Genomic DNA, 16,732 nt, shown 5'->3' with positions numbered 1-16,732 from the left:
TAATGAATACAACGTTAATAATAGGTGCGGGCGGCGTAAGCCGTGTAGTTGTGCATAAATGTGTACAGAATGCAGAGGTATTTGGAAAAATAGTACTTGCAAGCAGAACAAAATCAAAATGCGATGATATTAAATCAGAACTGCCAGATGCAGATATAGAAACCTATGCGCTTGATGCCGACAATACGCAGGAGATAGCAGATTTGATAAATAAAGTGCAGGCGGATATTGTTATCAATGTGGCACTCCCTTACCAGGACCTAACAATTATGGACGCCTGTATTGCAACAAAAACAGATTATTTGGACACTGCAAACTATGAACATCCCGATGAGGCAAAATTTGAGTATAAACTGCAATGGGAAAAAGACGAAGCCTTCAAAGAAGCAGGTATTATGGGTTTGCTTGGCAGCGGTTTTGACCCGGGTGTGACAAATGTTTTTTGTGCCTATGCGCAAAAACACTATTTTGACGAAATTCATACTATTGATATTCTTGATTGCAATGCAGGTGATCACGGCTATCCTTTTGCAACAAACTTCAATCCTGAGATCAATCTTCGTGAAGTTTCTGCAAACGGGCGATACTGGGAAAACGGCAAATGGATAGAAACAGAGCCGATGGAGATAAAAATGGTCTGGGATTATCCTGAAATCGGACCTAAAGATTCTTATTTGCTTTATCATGAAGAGATGGAATCCCTTGTCAAGCATATAAAAGGGCTTAAGCGTATTCGGTTTTTTATGACCTTTGGCGAGAGTTATCTTACGCATATGAAGTGTCTTGAAAATGTAGGCATGCTGGGAATTGAGCCGATTGAGCATCAGGGGCAACAAATTGTTCCGATAGAGTTTTTAAAAACACTGCTCCCTGATCCGGCTTCTCTTGGTCCCCGTACAAAAGGAAAAACAAATATCGGTATTGTGGCAGAGGGCATAAAAGACGGCAAAAAGAAAAAAATCTATATTTATCAGGTAAGTGATCATGAAGCATGCTATAAAGAGGTGAACTCTCAGGCTGTCTCTTATACGACGGGAGTTCCTGCGATGATAGGTGCAAAGTTAATGCTTGAAAAAGTCTGGTACAAAACAGGGGTGCATAATATGGAAGAGTTTGATCCTGATCCGTTTATGGAAGAGCTCAATAAACAGGGATTGCCTTGGAAGATTCAAGAACTAGACTAAACAAATGAATCCAATTAAAACACCGTGTTATATATGCGAGGAAACCCTTTTAGAAAAGAATCTGCAAACTTTAGCGTATGTGCAAGAACAAAGCGGTGCCAAAATTATTTTGGCACTCAAGGGCTTTGCAATGTGGAGCACTTTTGAACTGGTGGCAAAATATTTAAAAGGCTGTACAGCCAGTGGTCTGTATGAGGCAAAACTTGCCCGTGAAGAATTTTGCAAATACAACCCGGATGCAGAAGTGCATACTTATTCTCCGGCATATAAAGATGATGAGATTGAAGAAATAGCCAAAATATCTGATCATATAGTCTTTAATTCCCCAAATCAATTGGAAAAATATATTTGGAAAGTCAAAGAAATCAATAAAAATATTCATGTTTCTCTGAGAATAAACCCTGAAGTCTCTTCTTCTCCAGTCGATATATACAACCCCTGCGGTTTGTACAGCAGACTGGGAACAACTCTGCAGAATTTTGATGAAAAACTGCTTGAAAAGATAGACGGACTCAATTTTCATGCGCTTTGTGAGCAAAATGCAGATGCGCTTGAACAGGTTTTAGCGGCTTTTGAAGATAAATTCGGAAGATATTTGAAAAATTTGCAATATATTAATTTTGGCGGAGGACATCACATAACCAAAAAAGGCTATGATATAGAGAAACTTGTTTGGTTAATCAAAGAATTTCGTAAAAAATATAATATTGATGTCTATTTGGAACCCGGAGAGGCCGTCGGTTGGGAAACAGGATATCTGCAGTCCACTGTTTTGGATGTTTTTCAAAACGGTATGAATATTGCCATTCTTGACACCTCTGCAGAAGCACATATGCCTGATACACTGGCAATGCCGTATCGTGCCCAAGTAAGAAATGCAGGCATGGCAAATGAAAAAAAATATACCTACCGTTTAGGCGGAAACACCTGTCTTGCAGGTGACATCATGGGGGATTACTCTTTTGATACACCTTTACATGTAGGAGACACTGTTATATTTGAAGATCAAATTCATTATACTTTTGTCAAAAATACCACTTTTAACGGTGTGAAACTTCCTTCTTTGGCGATAAAGCGCAAAAACGGAACAATTGAACTTGTAAAAGAGTTTGGATATGAAGATTACAAAAACAGACTTTCATGAACTTTTAGTCAAAATCGCCAAAATAAAGATTTATTAAAAATGCAATTGCATAATTTGCTTTGTAACTGTTTTCCTTGTGAAAGTTTACAGAGGGACTGATCTGATAAAAAAACCATTTTTTCCATATGTTTTTTCTAAAAGTCAAAACTGTAGCATAATTATTTATACCGCTGTACTTTTTAGAAGACTGTTCTGTTGTATATTCTGTATTACCGGAAAATATTTCAGATATACTTAGGATGTTTTTTTTGTTAAAGTTCCAATAGTATTGTGCCGAGATATCATAGTCCATTCCCTTTACCTTTGTTTTTGTTTCTCTGTGTAAGGTGAGCCTTAACAGTGATCTGTCTGTAAGTGTATTGTCGAAATAGATGAAAGTTCTTTCTGTAAAACTCTCTTTACTCGAATACTCAAAAATCTGCATTGGTTCGATTTTCCAGTTTTTTGCAATAAAAACTTTATAATATCGTGCTCTGACAAACGGATAAAAGCCTCTGATTCCAATGGAATACCTGCTTTGGATCTCGTAACTGTCTGATCTGAAATAGTTGAGACCAAGTTCTGTGGCAGCATTTTTGTCTATTATGTTTTTCTTTTCATTGATGCCTGAGATAAAAAGATTAAGCTTCTGATTTGTTCTTTTGAGGGCAATGTTGGCATTTATGTTCAGGGTACTTTTTTCTTTGTATTTTGACTGAAATTGTGTATTTAGATTTACACTGACAAATGATTTTTCTGTTTCATTGAAATATTTTTCATTTTTAAAAAAATCATCATAGCTATTTTGTGCTTTTTTTCCTGTAAACAGTTTGCTGATCGTCTGATCAAGGGTGTCTGAATAGCCTGTGACTTTGTCAGAAATTATTTTATGCGCAGTATCAAGATACGATGAATTTGTATCTGTGGATTTGGCACGGAGCACACAAAGTAAGAAAACAAATAAAAATAAAAAAAATTTCATACTAAAGCTTCCTGAAAATAATGTATGTTTGTTTTATCGGTTCAAGGTGTATACAAAAAAATTTCAATATAATAGCATATAAAGTTTATGCTGAGTAACTCCGAAACTCTTAAGATAAGAAAGGTTGAGAATGATAGAAGATAAAGAACGTTGGAATATTCGCCATGTAGAGAAGCCGATGCGAAAAAATGTAGAACCGATAGTTGAAAAGTATATAGATTGTGCAGCAGGAGACAGAGCCTTGGATATTGCCTGCGGAATTGGCAGAAATACGCACTTTTTAGCAGAAAAAGGTTTTGAAGTTGATGCTGTGGATTTTAGTGATTATGCACTTTCTCAGATAAAAGATGATGAGAAAATAAATAAAATAGAAGCTGACCTGGACAGTTATAATTTAGAGAAAAATACGTACGATCTCATTATCAATATTAACTATTTGAGCAGAAGGTTGTTGCCGCAGATAAAAGAAGCTCTCAAGCCAAACGGCCTGTTGATTTTTGAAACTTTTATTGTGGCACACGGTGATTTTAATCAGCCGGCAAACCCTGAATACCTTTTGCGTACAAATGAATTGCTGCATGCTTTTATCGGCCTTGATATTATCTACTATGAAGAAAAAGACGAAGTGAATCTGCGAGGCGAAGATACCCGTGTAGCCTCTCTTGTGGCAAGAAAGAGATGTTAGGTTTTTAGAAGTACCCATTTAGATAAAGGTTTACATGTACACAAATTCTCTGCAGATATATGAATTTTTAGAAGCAAAAAACCTGTTGCAGTATTCGCCGAAATTGTGGTGGCCCAATGCGGGAACCTTTGAAGTTGTTGCAGGTGCTGTATTGACGCAAAACACAACATGGAAAAATGTTGAAAAGTCTTTAAAGAATTTAGACATGTTTTTGGATTTGAACAGTTTTGCCGCTTTGGATGCAGACGTCTTAAAAGAGAAGATTCGTCCAAGCGGATTCTATAACCAAAAAGCACCAAGGCTTTTACAGCTTGCAAAAAACATTCAAAATGAATTTGGTGATTTTGAATCTTTTCAAAAAGAGGTAAGCAGAGAGTGGCTTTTGCTGCAAAAAGGCATCGGGCAGGAGAGTGCGGACGCTATTCTCTGTTATGCCTGTTTTAGAGATGAGATGGTTGTAGACAGTTATACAAAAAGGCTGTTAAAGAGTTTTGACATAGAGTTTAAAAATTATATGCAGTATAAAGAATTTTTGGAATCAGGCATAAAAGAGGCCTTTACATGTAAAGATTTAAACCTTATATATGCCCGATATCATGGCATGATAGTAGAATACAACAAAATATATAAATTATAAACCTTCAAGCAGAACATTCCAGAGCCGATTTACTTCCTGGTTGCCTAAAAAAAGAGAAGATTTGTTTTCAAAGAGTTCTTTTAGTCCTTTTTTGTTGATTGCCAGCGTATGCGAACACTGTTCATGCGTTGGAAGATATGCACGCAAGAGCGAGACATCCCCATCAATTTTTTTGGAACATAAAAAGCAGTGCATATCTTTATGCAGCCGTCCTTCATGCTCCAAAAGTTTGGTATAGGCTTCAATAGCTACGCGTTTGGGGTTTTGTCTGTTCCAGTTTTGTGAAGCTTCCTCAATTAAATCAAAATAAAAAGAACCAATATCTTCAGAGTCTTTCAAGTGCTTATAGAAAAGCCCTAAAAAATCCTGCCATAATCGCAAAAGATTATAATCATTTATCCAGCTGTATCCAATGTGTATAACATCTTTAAGTCTTGATATAGTGGATTTTGCCGAGTTTTCGACTTCATAATCAATTTTAAAACCTATATTTATTACACCGTGACGTGCACCGTAGAATCTGTAAAGGGTATCTAAGCTGTTTTGAGATAAAATATTTACTATTAAATCTTCGTCTTTGACGCGATTTAAATTAATGATAAAACCTTGCACCTAATTGCTTCCTATATACACACTTTTTAATTTTTTTTAAAATATTTTACACTTATTATGCTTATTTAAACCAAAAGAAAGTATAATTTACATGCTTTGTCTAAATAGACTAAGTTTCTTTAAAAAGAGATTAAATTTATATGTTTTGCATATAAAATTTACAAATTTGGGAGTTGAAATGGTTGAACATCATGATTTATTAAGATCATTTAAGGATAATTGCGGTTTTGGTCTTGTCGCCAACATCAAAAACAAACCTTCACACAAAGTGCTCAATGATGCAGTGACTGCGCTTGAACGCATGATGCACCGTGGTGCTGTTGCTGCAGATGGAAAAACGGGGGACGGAAGCGGTTTACTGCTTTCCATGCCGACTGATTTTCTTAAAAATGAAGCAAAAGAAAAAGGTATAGAATTACCGTCTCAGTTTGCAGTAGCTGTAGTTTTTACCAAAGAAAAAAAGCATTTGCAGACACTGGAATCTATTTGTAACAACAATGATTTAAAAGTGGTTTTACACCGTGATGTTCCAATTGACACCAATGCTCTAGGAGATCAGGCACTGGCTTCACTGCCTCACATCGTACAGCTTTTCATTGTTCCTAATTCAATCATGGCCACAAACAGATTTGATGCACTTTTATATCTTTCACGCAAAGAAGCAGAACATGAAATGATTTCTGAAAGAGATTTCTATATAGCATCTATGAGTTCTAAAGTGCTATCGTATAAAGGGCTTGTTATGCCTACGCATATCAAAGAATTTTACAAAGATCTGCAGAATGAAAATTTTAAAATCTCTTTTTCACTTTTTCATCAAAGATTTTCAACAAATACACTCCCTGAATGGCGTCTTGCACAGCCGTTTCGTGCTGTAGCGCATAATGGAGAAATCAACTCTGTTGAAGCCAACCGCATTAATGTGGCTATAAAATCTGAATCAATAAAAAGCGAAGTATTCAGCGACGAAGAAATTAAAAGACTGCTTCCTATCCTGCAGCCCGGTGCTTCTGACAGTGCTTCAGCCGATAACTTTTTTGAATTTTTAATTGTAAACGGTATGGACTTTTTCAAAGCTGTCCGTGCAGTGATTCCTCCGGCATGGCAGAACGCACCGCATATGGATCCTGAATTACGAGCTTTTTATGAATATCATTCAACTGTATTTGAAGCATGGGACGGTCCGGCTGCATTTTCAGTAACAGACGGACGATATATAGGCTGTGTACTTGACAGAAACGGTTTGCGTCCATCAAAATACATCGTAACAAAAGATGACAACCTTCTGATAGCTTCCGAGTACGGTGTTGTAGATATTCCCGAAGAAGAGATCAAAGAGCGTGGACGTCTGCAGTCAGGGGAAATGATAGGACTTGATCTGAAATTTGGCAAGCTTCTGAAGAGTCAGGAAATTGATGATTATTTAAAAGGTTCCAATCCGTATATGAAGTGGCTGAATGAACATATGATTTATTTGCAGGAACATGTGGAAGAGCAGTATGTTGTATGCAGAGAAGTTGATGAGGCAGATTTGATTGCCAAACAAAGATATTTTAATGTTACGCAGGAAGTTATTGAACAGGTAATCGAACCAATGGTAAAAGAGGCAAAAGAAGCCGTGGGTTCTATGGGTGATGACACACCTCTTGCAGCTTTTTCTAAAAAACAGCGTAATTTTACTGATTTTTTCAAGCAAAAATTTGCACAGGTTACCAATCCGCCAATTGATCCTATTCGTGAAAAAGTTGTAATGAGCTTAAATACCGGTTTTGGTGAAGTGCATAATATTCTGGATGAAATTCCGTCACATGCGCACAGGCTGAAGTCTATTTCTCCGATAATAACGACTGAAAAGTTGGAAGTGCTCAAGTCTTTTGGCAATGATTCCTCTCCAAGATATCAGGAATTTTATAAAAATGCCACATTTTCAACCACCTATATAAGCGATTTGAAAGCCTCTTTGGAAGCATTGGTTCAAAAAGTCATAGCATCGGTTAAAAATGAAGGAACACGCATTGTCATTTTGGATGACAGCGGATTTGACAAGGACAACAAAGTTATTCCGATGGCAATGGCCATAGGCCGTTTGAACTTTGCTTTACTGAACGAAAAGATTCGTCATTTGGTTTCTATTATCGCTACAACGGGAGAAGTCATTGATTCGCACAGTGCTGCAGTACTCCTTGGATATGGTGCTTCGGCAATCCATCCTTATGTATTGTTCGCAACAGTGGCAAACCAGCTTGAAAAATCAAAAGCGTTAAATATGACATTTTCTGAAGCCTATAAATCTGTACACACTGCACTCAACAGCGGACTCTTGAAAATTATGTCCAAAATGGGAATTGCAACAATTGCCTCTTACAGAAATTCCGGTCTTTTTGATGTAATGGGACTGGATAAAACCATAGTAAAAGAGTGTTTTGCAACATCGCACTGTACGCTCAGCGGACTCACCTATGAAGATATAGACGAAAGACTGCAAAAAGCCCATAAAGATGCTTTTAAAACAAACGGTTTTAACAAAATATTTCCTTTGAATATCGGTGGCTACTATAAGTTTTATACAAATCAGGAACATCATGATTTCGGTCCTGCTGTCATTCATGCAATTCATGCTGTTTCAAAACACCCTACACAGGAAAATTTTGATACGTTGAAAAACCTTGTGAACAAGCGCGGATTGAAATTTATTCGTGATTTCTTTGACTTGAAATCAGACAGAAAACCGATTGATATATCAGAAGTTGAACCGAAAGAAGCGATTTTCAAACGTTTTGCATCCGCTGCTATGAGTCTCGGTTCCATTTCTCCTGAAGCCCATGAAACAATTGCCATTGCAATGAACAGAATCGGAGCACAGTCAAACTCAGGAGAAGGCGGAGAGGACAAAGCAAGATACAACACAGAGAGAGTTTCCAAAATCAAACAGGTCGCCTCAGGCCGTTTTGGTGTTACTCCGGCGTATCTGAGAAGTGCAGAGGAGATTCAGATTAAAGTTGCACAGGGTGCAAAACCGGGTGAAGGCGGACAGCTTCCGGGGCATAAAGTGACTGCCCTTATCGGAAAGCTTCGTCATACTGTTCCCGGCGTGACACTCATATCACCGCCGCCGCACCATGATATTTATTCTATTGAAGATTTGGCACAGTTGATTTTTGATTTGAAGCAGGTCAATCCTGCGGCAAGAATCGCTGTCAAGCTTGTATCTACTGTCGGAGTAGGCACCATTGCTGCGGGTGTGGCAAAAGCCTATGCTGATAAAATTATTATTTCAGGAGGAGACGGTGGTACCGGTGCCGCTCCGCTTACATCCATTAAGTTTGCAGGGAATCCTTGGGAACTCGGATTGTCTGAAGCACATAATGCACTCAAGGCAAATAATCTGCGTGGACTTGTAGAATTACAGACAGACGGTGGGCTAAAAACAGGACTTGATGTTGTCAAAGCTGCTTTGCTGGGTGCGGAGTCTTTTGCTTTCGGTACAGGTGTTTTGACTATTGTAGGCTGTAAAATGCTTCGTATTTGTCATGTTAATAAATGTTCTGTAGGTATTGCAACACAAAACGAAAAACTTCGTGAAGAGTTCTTTAAAGGACATGTTGATCAGGTAATCAATTATTTTACATATTTGGCCGAAGATATCAGAGCCATTATGGCAGAACTTGGGTACAGAACCATGGAGGAAATGATAGGCCGTGTGGACCTGCTGAGTGTCAAAGACGATGAATTTGCCAAGAAATTTGATTTCTCGGCAATCCTGCACAGAGAAGAGGGTGTCAATACGCATCAACAGCCGTTTAATCCGCCTTTTGATGATAACAAATTTGAAAAAGATGTTCTCAAAGAGGCGATGAATGCGATTAAACATCCTGAATACCCGATACGCATCAAAAGAGAAATCCAAAATATCCACAGAAGTTTTGGTGCTTTGATATCCGGAGAAATTGCGAAATACTACGGGGATGAAGGACTGAAGCCGGATACAATCAAAATGAATCTCAGCGGTGTAGCCGGACAGGCACTTGGTGCGTTTTTAATTCCGGGTGTTTCGATTTATCTTGACGGCGTTGCAAATGATTATATAGGCAAAGGTATGCACGGAGGAAAAATCATTATTACTTCCAAAAATGAAGGCGAAGAATTTTCAGCAGGCGGTAACACCTGTCTTTATGGTGCTACCGGCGGAAAACTTTATATTTCAGGCAGTGTCGGAGAGCGTTTTGCAGTACGTAATTCCGGAGCCTTTGCTATTGTTGAGGGGACCGGAGACAATGCCTGTGAATATATGACAGGCGGCGTTGTTGTCATTTTGGGACGTACCGGTATTAATTTTGGTGCAGGAATGACAGGAGGCGTGAGCTTTGTCTATGATGAAGATCATGATTTTATTGAAAATGTAAACAGTGAACTTGTGGAAGCTGTAAGAATTGACACAGATGAGGGAGATGAGGCACGACACTACCTCAAACGCCTGCTCAAAGATTATGTAGTAGAAACAAAGAGCAAAAAAGCTGAAGATTTACTGGAAAACTTTAGAGTGGAAGTACGAAACTTCTGGCTGGTAAAACCTAAAAATTTAACAAAATTACCTCTTAATCTAGAGAACGGAGACTAAAATGCGCGAATACCTAAAAACTGAGAGAATTGACCCGGCAAAAAGACTGGTTGTTGACAGAACAAAAGATTTTGGTGAAATTTACGAAGTCTTTGATAAAGATGAGGCAGCAACACAGAGTGACAGATGTATTCAGTGCGGCGATCCGTTTTGTTTAAACAAATGTCCTTTGCACAATTATATTCCTCAATGGCTCAAATCTATTGCCGAAAAAGATTTGGAATTTGCTTTTAAACTCTCCAATGAACCTTCTCCTTTCCCTGAAGTCATGGGAAGAGTATGCCCGCATGACAGACTCTGTGAAGGGGATTGTACATTAAATGACGGGCACGGGGCGATTACCATCGGTTCTGTTGAAACACACATTACTGAAGCAGGATTTAAAGCAGGATATACACCGGATTTTCCTGGAATAACAACAGATAAAAAAGTGGCTGTTATCGGAAGCGGTCCAGCAGGACTCTCTGCTGCTACCTATCTTTTGCGTTCAGGCATTGCTGTAACCATGTATGAAAAAAGTGACCGTGCAGGCGGTCTTTTGACATACGGTATTCCAAATTTCAAACTCGATAAAAAAGTAGTTGAGAGACGTGTGAAACTTTTGGAAGAGGCCGGATTGACACTTGTGCTCAACAGTGAAGTGGGACGCGATATAGAGTTTGAAACTATTGCAAACGAACATGATGCAATGTTTATAGGCGTTGGTGCAACAAAAGCAAAAAGTGCGGGTATCGCAGGTGAAAATGCACCAAATGTTTACAAGGCAATGGATTATCTTACAAACATACAAAGAAAGAATTTTAAACAGCCGTATGATAAAAAATTTGATTTTAAAGATTTAAATGTTGTGGTCATCGGTGGAGGTGATACGGCGATGGATTGTTTAAGAACTGCAAAACGGGAAGGTGCAAAATCTGTTACATGTTTGTATCGCAGAGATGAAAAAAACATGCCGGGCAGTAAAAAAGAATATAAAAATGCGATGGAAGAGGGTGTTGATTTTACATTTCTTGTAGCACCCAAAGAGATTATATTAAATGAGGAAGGACGTGCAGTAGCGGTAGAAGTTGTAAAAACAACTCTGGGTGCCAAAGATGCTTCAGGCCGCCAACGCATGGAAGAGGTAAAAGGTTCACAATTCAGAGTGAATGCAGATGTGGTTATAATGTCACTTGGATTTGATCCTGTTGTGCCGTCGTTTTTAGCTGAAAACGGCATAGAGACAAATTCATGGGGTGGGATTATTGTGAATGAAGAGACATACGAAACAACAACACCCGGTATATATGCCGGAGGCGATTGTTTTCGTGGTGCCGACTTAGTTGTAACTGCGGCTTTTGACGGTCGTGAGGCAGCAAGAAGCATTATAGACTCTTTGTTGCAATAAATTCAAGCAGATTTACTTGTTTTTGATGAGTAAATCTGCCTTTCTTCTGAAAAAAATATTTTCAAAAATTCTTTAAAATCAACATTAATTTGCTATAATAGAGTCTATTTATATAATTTAAGGATTTTTTTTGAATTTACTAAACCTTTTTACAAAAACATTTGACAATAAACAACCGGAAAAAGCCGAAGCAGGATCTCATTGGATTAAATGCAAATCATGTCACTCTCTTATGTACTACAAAGAAGTTGAGAACCAAAACTATGTATGTCCAAAATGTGGGTATCATATCCGTATAGGTGTAAAAGAGAGACTCAACATGCTTGCAGACGAGGGAACATTTGTAGAGTATGATGCTTCATTGGAACCTGTGGATCCGTTGAAGTTTGTTGACAAAAAACCTTATAAAAAACGTCTTGAAGAAGCCTATGCAAAAACAGGAAGAAAATCATCAGTAGTAAGCGGTGAATGTAAAATGAACGGGGTTGATGTACAGCTTGTCATTTTTGATTTTGCTTTTATGGGCGGTTCTTTGGGCTCAGTTGAGGGTGAAAAAATTGTTCGCGCGGCTGAGAGAGCTATTGAGAAAAAGCAGGGTTTGATCATACTCAGTGCCTCAGGTGGTGCAAGAATGCAGGAATCAACCTTTTCACTGCTGCAGATGAGTAAAACTTCGGCGGCACTGGCAAAACTTTCCAATCACAAACTGCCTTTTATCTCTGTGCTTACGGACCCGACGATGGGTGGGGTGAGTGCCTCTTTTGCCAACCTTGGTGACATTATTATAGCTGAACCGGGAGCGTTGATCGGTTTTGCAGGACAGAGAGTTATTGAGCAGACTATTGGTTCAGAATTGCCTGAGGGATTTCAAAGAGCTGAATTTTTACTAGAACACGGTTCCATTGATATGATTGTCAATCGAAACAAGTTGAAAAAAACCCTCTCTGATATGCTGACTTTACTGAAAAAAGACTGATATGAGACTCTATGCGTTATGTGATCAGGACATGCTTGATAAAAAAGGAATTTCTTTAGAATCCTTTATAGGTATTGCAAAAAAGAAGAATGCTGAAATTATACAATATCGAAATAAAAATGCAGACATCGCTTTTATTAAAGCACAATTGATAAAAATCAGAAAACTTTATGACGGTTTTTTGATAGTGAATGATGCCTATGAGCTTGTTGAATTCTGCGATGGTGTGCATGTAGGGCAGGAAGATCTTAAAGCTATAGATACAGATGTATTCAAGGCAGTCAAAATTTTACGAAGTGTTATAAATGAAGACAAAATTTTAGGTATTTCAACGCATAATGAAGAAGAAGTTTTGCAGGCAAATGCAATGGATTTAAACTATATCGGACTTGGCGCATACAGAAATACTGATACAAAAAAAGATGTATCAAGCCTTCTTGGAGATACCCTGGATACCATTGCCTCAAAATCCAGACACCATGTCGCTGCTATAGGCGGTGTGAAATTTAATGATTCATTTGAACATGTAACATACAATGTAATCGGGAGCGGCTTACTCCAATGAATATAGAAATCGTCTCTATAGCAAAAAGAGAAAAAACACTTTACGATCCGCTGTATAAAGAGTTGACAAAAATGATATCAAGGTTTGCAACTGTAAAAGATACGGAGATTTTTTCAAAAGATGTAACAAAAGCACACACAATTTCCCCACAGGCCGCTCAAAAAGCATATACCAAAGCTTTAGAAGCTTATATTGGGAAAGATTTCTGTATAACTTTGCATCCAGATGGAAAACTAGTAGACAGTTTTGAATTTAGTAAGCTTCTAAATGATAAAATGTCCGTAAAATTTTTTATAGGCGGAGCATATGGTTTTGAAAAAGATTTTTTAGACCAAAGCAATGCTGTTGTCAGTTTAGGCAAAATAACAATGAGTCATAAAATTGCCAAGGCGGTTTTATTGGAACAGATCTATAGAGGTTTTGCTATACTGAGCAATCATCCATATCATAAATAAAAGGGAAATATAAGTGCAAGCAAGTGAGTTAAAATATTTTAAAGAGTTACTACTGAGTCGAAAAGAACAGATAGAGAAAAACATTCAGGGTGTCCGAACAGAACTAAGTGAACTGAGTTCGTTAGATTTAAATGATGAAGGCGATCATGCTTCGGCAAATAACAATTCTATGGTAGAAGGTGCTATAATAGAGCAGCAAAAGCAGGAATTGGATGAGATTGAAAAAATACTCTCTAAAATTAAAAACGGTGGTTATGGTGTTTGTGAAATGTGTGAAGATGAAATAGGATTTCAAAGACTGAAAGTAAAACCGCATGCTGCATACTGCATTGACTGTAGAGAAATAGTAGAGAAATCTAAATAAAGGATTGGAGAATGTATATTAAAAGGTACACAGTAGCTGCATTGGTTTGGATGGGACTTGTCGGTTGGTATGTTTATGCATATGTAACACAGGAAAGCATGAGTATAGATCTGTTTGGCATTCCTATGCCGTCACTCTCTATTGCTTTATGGGTAATCATACCGATATTTATCCTATACCTTGCAAGCGTGGCACATATGACATTCTATTCAATTATCGGTAATTTTCGATTACGTAAATATGAAAAAGATTATGAAAAACTTATTAATGCTGTTATTGATGCCTACCTGGGAAAAAAAGAGAGAAACTATACATTTAAAACCGATAGATATACTCTATTGGGAACACTTTTGCAAAATAGTGAGATGCACCCGGTCGGAGAGATTATAGGAAAAATAAATAACGAAAAAATTGAAAAAGTACTGCGTATTATTCAAGATGTCAAAAACGGTGAAGTTGTGGATCTTAAACCGTACAATTTACCGTCTGACAATGAACTTGTGATACAAAACGAAAGAAACAGATACAAAAAAGGTCAGATAAGTGCAGAAAATATTCTGGCAAACTGTACCAAATATGATGACAGTATATGTAAAGAGGTTTATGTGGATTATGTCAAAACCGCACCATTGAGCGGTATTGAAAAATATAAATCCTTTTTAACAAAAGAGGCTTTACATGTAATCCTTTCAAGAATTAATGCTGATGAAAATATTTTGAAAATCAGCAATGAAGTACTTATAGATTTATTTAAAAAACTTGATCTCAGCAAGAAAGACTATATTGAAATTTCTTCGATTCTATCTAAAGGCGGTATGATTCCGGAACAGAGAATAAAACTTTTTGAAATATTGTCTGAAGAAGATGAAGATGCTGTGGATGCGTATCTCTATACGCTTTATGACCTTGAAATGATAGCACCGGCCAATGCTATTCTTGACAATTCTCAGCCTGATGAGTATCAGAACTTTAAAGCCTATCGTGCGCTTAAAGAGTGTGGACAAAACTTTAGTATAGATATGTTTCTGTAATAATGAAAAAAACAAAACTCTCCTTTGACAAGCCATTATATGTATTAGCCCCATTGGCGGGTTTTACGGATCTTCCTTTTAGAAGTGTGGTGAAAAAATTTGGAGCAGATTTGACTGTCAGTGAAATGTTGAGTTCAAATGCTCTGGCTCACGGTTCACAAAAAACACTGCATATGCTGGAAAAATCTTCTTTGGAAGATCCGTATTCTGTACAAATTGCAGGTGCTGATGTTGATATTGTACGTCGTGCGGTTGAAATACTAAACGAACAGGATGGAATTGACATTATTGATCTGAACTGTGGTTGTCCTGTACCCAAAGTTGTGGGTCACGGCAGTGGCAGTTCTCTCCTTTTGGACCTTCCTCTGATGGGAGATATAATAAAAACTATTAAAAATACTTCCAATAAAAATATGACCAGTGTTAAAATAAGATTGGGCTTTGAAAAGAAAAATCACGTAGATATTGCAAAAGTTGTGCAGGACAGCGGTGCAGATTTTATTGCAGTGCATGGAAGAACACGAACCGGCAAGTTTAAAGCAGCTGTTGATTATGATGCAATAAGAGAGATAAAAGAGGCTGTAGATATCCCGGTGATTGCCAACGGAGATATAGATTCTTATGAAAAAGCCAAATGGGTGCTTGAGCATACTGGTGCTGACGGGGTTATGATAGGTCGCGGTGCAGTAGGGGCTCCGTGGATATTTCATCAGCTTAAAACTGGTACAGAATCTATCGAACAGAGTCTTAAACATGAAATTATTATGGAACATTTTGACAAAATGATAGAGTTTTACGGACAGCATGGTGTTGCAATGTTTAGAAAGCATACCCATACCTATTCAAAAGGCTATCGAGGTGCATCAGTTTTGAGAAATGAAGTAAACTCAATTGATGATATAGCAACATACCGTTCAGTCATAGATGACTTCTTTAAAAACAGTGAGATGACAGTCTGATGTTAGAAATTTCTCCGGCAATTAAAAATTTAGAAAAAGAAGACATAGCGGATAATCTACTCCATTATGTTTATAATACAAAACATTTACTCTCTTTAATTAAAAAAGGCATTGAACTGGATGATCCTTCCTATTTGAGTTCCTACCGTTCCTTTGAAGGGGAAGTGTATGAAAATTTTATTTATGAGAAGCTTTTGCGTTACGCCCAGGAGAATGACTATATAACAAAATTTGTACTCAAGGGTTTTCATCAGGGAAAATGTAAAGCCTATGCAAATACTCTTTCCATCAGCGAGAAAGAACAGATTGTCTACAGAACAAAAAGCCGTGAAATCAGTGAATTTGATGCAATGTTTTTGACAAAAAACAATGAACTCTATTTTGTTGAAATGACACTGGTAAAGTCTGTATTGAAATTGCGTCGCAGACTGAGAAAGAAAAAAGCACTTTTGGAAATTATCTTTCCAAACTACACAATCAAATCATTAATTATCTTAAATGAAGGTGCCACAGGTGCCAAGCAGTTTCCGTCATACTGTAAAGTATGGTTTACAAAAGAGTTCTCGGCTGCAGAAGTTTTAGAATATATTACAAAACTCGACAAACAAAAACTTTTGCCAAAAGACAAAATAAATTCCAAGAAAATGATAGAAGCACACATGCTGAAACTTCATCCGTTCAGGTATTATAATACCATGAGCTGGATTACCAAAACAATACGTGCAAATAAAAAATATGTCATAGATATGAATTTCTTGATGACTGAAAAAGTACAAAGATATCATGATTTATACAATAAATTTTATGTCGGTTTTTTGACTGTAAAAGATATGAAAAACATACTGCAGTTAAAAGAGGGTGAATATTCGCAAGAACAACGGGTAGTTGTTGCATTGGAAAAGAAACATTCTGATGAGATTGTAGTGACGTACTACATACAGACAACCCGTAAGAATCTTTATCTGTACAGTTTTAATGACGGGAAAGTTGTGAAAGAAAAAAAAGATCCTTACGGAATTACTGTAACAGAAGTGTTTCATATCAATAAATTGATGAATGAGAGCTATTTGTTAAGTATATCTCAAGTCAATACAATTAAAAAACTACTGAAAGAACGTTTTAAAAGAGAGAGTCAAAAACCAAACGCAAACTAG

15 protein-coding genes are annotated in these 16,732 nt (G+C 37.3%); 13 read left to right on the top strand and 2 right to left on the bottom strand.

The features are described 5' to 3' along the window. The first annotated feature begins 2 nt into the window (after positions 1-2). Together MLC52_RS06890 and nspC are read left to right on the top strand one after the other, a co-directional pair. Positions 3-1,184: a saccharopine dehydrogenase family protein gene (locus tag MLC52_RS06890; RefSeq protein WP_151900183.1), complete on the top strand. Its 1,182-nt coding sequence runs from the start codon at positions 3-5 to the stop codon at positions 1,182-1,184. Between the two features lie 4 nt (positions 1,185-1,188). Further along, positions 1,189-2,328, top strand: coding sequence for a carboxynorspermidine decarboxylase (gene nspC / locus MLC52_RS06885; RefSeq protein WP_434579740.1), 1,140 nt, complete (start codon positions 1,189-1,191; stop codon positions 2,326-2,328). A 4-nt stretch (positions 2,329-2,332) separates the two neighbouring features. Here nspC and MLC52_RS06880 read toward each other — a convergent pair whose 3' ends face one another. Then, a complete protein-coding gene (locus tag MLC52_RS06880) occupies positions 2,333-3,289 on the bottom strand; it encodes a hypothetical protein (protein WP_434579738.1) in 957 nt (318 codons plus the stop codon). Between the two features lie 130 nt (positions 3,290-3,419). Here MLC52_RS06880 and MLC52_RS06875 point away from each other — a divergent pair, with 130 nt between their 5' ends. Together MLC52_RS06875 and MLC52_RS06870 are read left to right on the top strand one after the other, a co-directional pair. Next, positions 3,420-3,974 carry a class I SAM-dependent methyltransferase gene (locus MLC52_RS06875; protein ID WP_151900188.1) on the top strand — a complete coding sequence of 185 codons (555 nt, stop codon included), beginning with the start codon at positions 3,420-3,422 and terminating at the stop codon, positions 3,972-3,974. A gap of 34 nt (positions 3,975-4,008) precedes the next feature. Further along, positions 4,009-4,611 (top strand): 3-methyladenine DNA glycosylase, encoded by a 603-nt coding sequence (locus tag MLC52_RS06870; RefSeq protein ID WP_434579737.1) that lies wholly within the window; start codon positions 4,009-4,011, stop codon positions 4,609-4,611. Here MLC52_RS06870 and recO read toward each other — a convergent pair. Then, positions 4,606-5,223: a recombination protein RecO gene (gene recO / locus MLC52_RS06865; RefSeq protein WP_151900190.1), complete on the bottom strand. Its 618-nt coding sequence runs from the start codon at positions 5,221-5,223 to the stop codon at positions 4,606-4,608. The genes MLC52_RS06870 and recO overlap by 6 nt on opposite strands. Positions 5,224-5,401: 178 nt before the next feature. On the opposite strand from recO, the gene gltB reads away from it, so the two are divergent. The 9 genes from gltB (at position 5,402) to MLC52_RS06820 (ending at position 16,732) form a co-directional block, all read left to right on the top strand. After that, on the top strand, positions 5,402-9,841 hold the full coding sequence (gene gltB, locus MLC52_RS06860; protein ID WP_151901508.1) for a glutamate synthase large subunit: 4,440 nt from the start codon (positions 5,402-5,404) through the stop codon (positions 9,839-9,841). A 1-nt stretch (position 9,842) separates the two neighbouring features. Then, on the top strand, positions 9,843-11,228 hold the full coding sequence (locus tag MLC52_RS06855) for a glutamate synthase subunit beta (RefSeq protein WP_151900191.1): 1,386 nt from the start codon (positions 9,843-9,845) through the stop codon (positions 11,226-11,228). A gap of 130 nt (positions 11,229-11,358) precedes the next feature. Then, complete coding sequence (gene accD, locus MLC52_RS06850) at positions 11,359-12,204, top strand: acetyl-CoA carboxylase, carboxyltransferase subunit beta (protein ID WP_151900192.1); 846 nt, start codon at positions 11,359-11,361, stop codon at positions 12,202-12,204. A 1-nt stretch (position 12,205) separates the two neighbouring features. Beyond that, positions 12,206-12,769: a thiamine phosphate synthase gene (locus tag MLC52_RS06845; protein WP_434579734.1), complete on the top strand. Its 564-nt coding sequence runs from the start codon at positions 12,206-12,208 to the stop codon at positions 12,767-12,769. Beyond that, positions 12,766-13,224 (top strand): 23S rRNA (pseudouridine(1915)-N(3))-methyltransferase RlmH, encoded by a 459-nt coding sequence (locus tag MLC52_RS06840; RefSeq protein WP_151900194.1) that lies wholly within the window; start codon positions 12,766-12,768, stop codon positions 13,222-13,224. Before MLC52_RS06845 ends, MLC52_RS06840 begins: the two co-directional genes overlap by 4 nt. A 13-nt stretch (positions 13,225-13,237) precedes the next feature. Continuing rightward, positions 13,238-13,588 (top strand): RNA polymerase-binding protein DksA, encoded by a 351-nt coding sequence (dksA, locus tag MLC52_RS06835; protein ID WP_151900195.1) that lies wholly within the window; start codon positions 13,238-13,240, stop codon positions 13,586-13,588. An 11-nt stretch (positions 13,589-13,599) separates the two neighbouring features. Next, complete coding sequence (locus MLC52_RS06830; RefSeq protein WP_151900196.1) at positions 13,600-14,619, top strand: hypothetical protein; 1,020 nt, start codon at positions 13,600-13,602, stop codon at positions 14,617-14,619. A 2-nt stretch (positions 14,620-14,621) separates the two neighbouring features. After that, entirely contained in the window at positions 14,622-15,578 is a 957-nt protein-coding gene (gene dusB, locus MLC52_RS06825) for a tRNA dihydrouridine synthase DusB (RefSeq protein WP_434579732.1), read from the top strand. Continuing rightward, positions 15,578-16,732: a hypothetical protein gene (locus MLC52_RS06820; protein WP_434579730.1), complete on the top strand. Its 1,155-nt coding sequence runs from the start codon at positions 15,578-15,580 to the stop codon at positions 16,730-16,732. The genes dusB and MLC52_RS06820 overlap by 1 nt, the downstream gene beginning before the upstream one ends.

Origin of the sequence: Sulfurimonas sp. NW15 (assembly GCF_051132285.1) — a bacterium.
GTDB classification, from domain to species: domain Bacteria; phylum Campylobacterota; class Campylobacteria; order Campylobacterales; family Sulfurimonadaceae; genus Sulfurimonas; species Sulfurimonas hydrogeniphila.
Note: the sequence above shows the minus strand (reverse complement) of the source record. Positions and strands in the feature narration are given on the sequence as shown.

Excerpts from the sequence above, each read along its gene's own strand:
- MLC52_RS06840 (WP_151900194.1), top strand. The coding sequence starts at position 12,766 with ATGAATATAGAAATCGTCTCTATAGCAAAAAGAGAAAAAACACTTTAC.
- MLC52_RS06830 (WP_151900196.1), top strand. The coding sequence starts at position 13,600 with ATGTATATTAAAAGGTACACAGTAGCTGCATTGGTTTGGATGGGACTT.
- MLC52_RS06880 (WP_434579738.1), bottom strand. The coding sequence starts at position 3,289 with ATGAAATTTTTTTTATTTTTATTTGTTTTCTTACTTTGTGTGCTCCGT.
- MLC52_RS06870 (WP_434579737.1), top strand. The coding sequence starts at position 4,009 with ATGTACACAAATTCTCTGCAGATATATGAATTTTTAGAAGCAAAAAAC.
- dusB (WP_434579732.1), top strand. The coding sequence starts at position 14,622 with ATGAAAAAAACAAAACTCTCCTTTGACAAGCCATTATATGTATTAGCC.
- gltB (WP_151901508.1), top strand. The coding sequence starts at position 5,402 with ATGGTTGAACATCATGATTTATTAAGATCATTTAAGGATAATTGCGGT.
- MLC52_RS06855 (WP_151900191.1), top strand. The coding sequence starts at position 9,843 with ATGCGCGAATACCTAAAAACTGAGAGAATTGACCCGGCAAAAAGACTG.
- MLC52_RS06845 (WP_434579734.1), top strand. The coding sequence starts at position 12,206 with ATGAGACTCTATGCGTTATGTGATCAGGACATGCTTGATAAAAAAGGA.
- MLC52_RS06820 (WP_434579730.1), top strand. The coding sequence starts at position 15,578 with ATGTTAGAAATTTCTCCGGCAATTAAAAATTTAGAAAAAGAAGACATA.
- MLC52_RS06875 (WP_151900188.1), top strand. The coding sequence starts at position 3,420 with ATGATAGAAGATAAAGAACGTTGGAATATTCGCCATGTAGAGAAGCCG.
- nspC (WP_434579740.1), top strand. The coding sequence starts at position 1,189 with ATGAATCCAATTAAAACACCGTGTTATATATGCGAGGAAACCCTTTTA.
- MLC52_RS06890 (WP_151900183.1), top strand. The coding sequence starts at position 3 with ATGAATACAACGTTAATAATAGGTGCGGGCGGCGTAAGCCGTGTAGTT.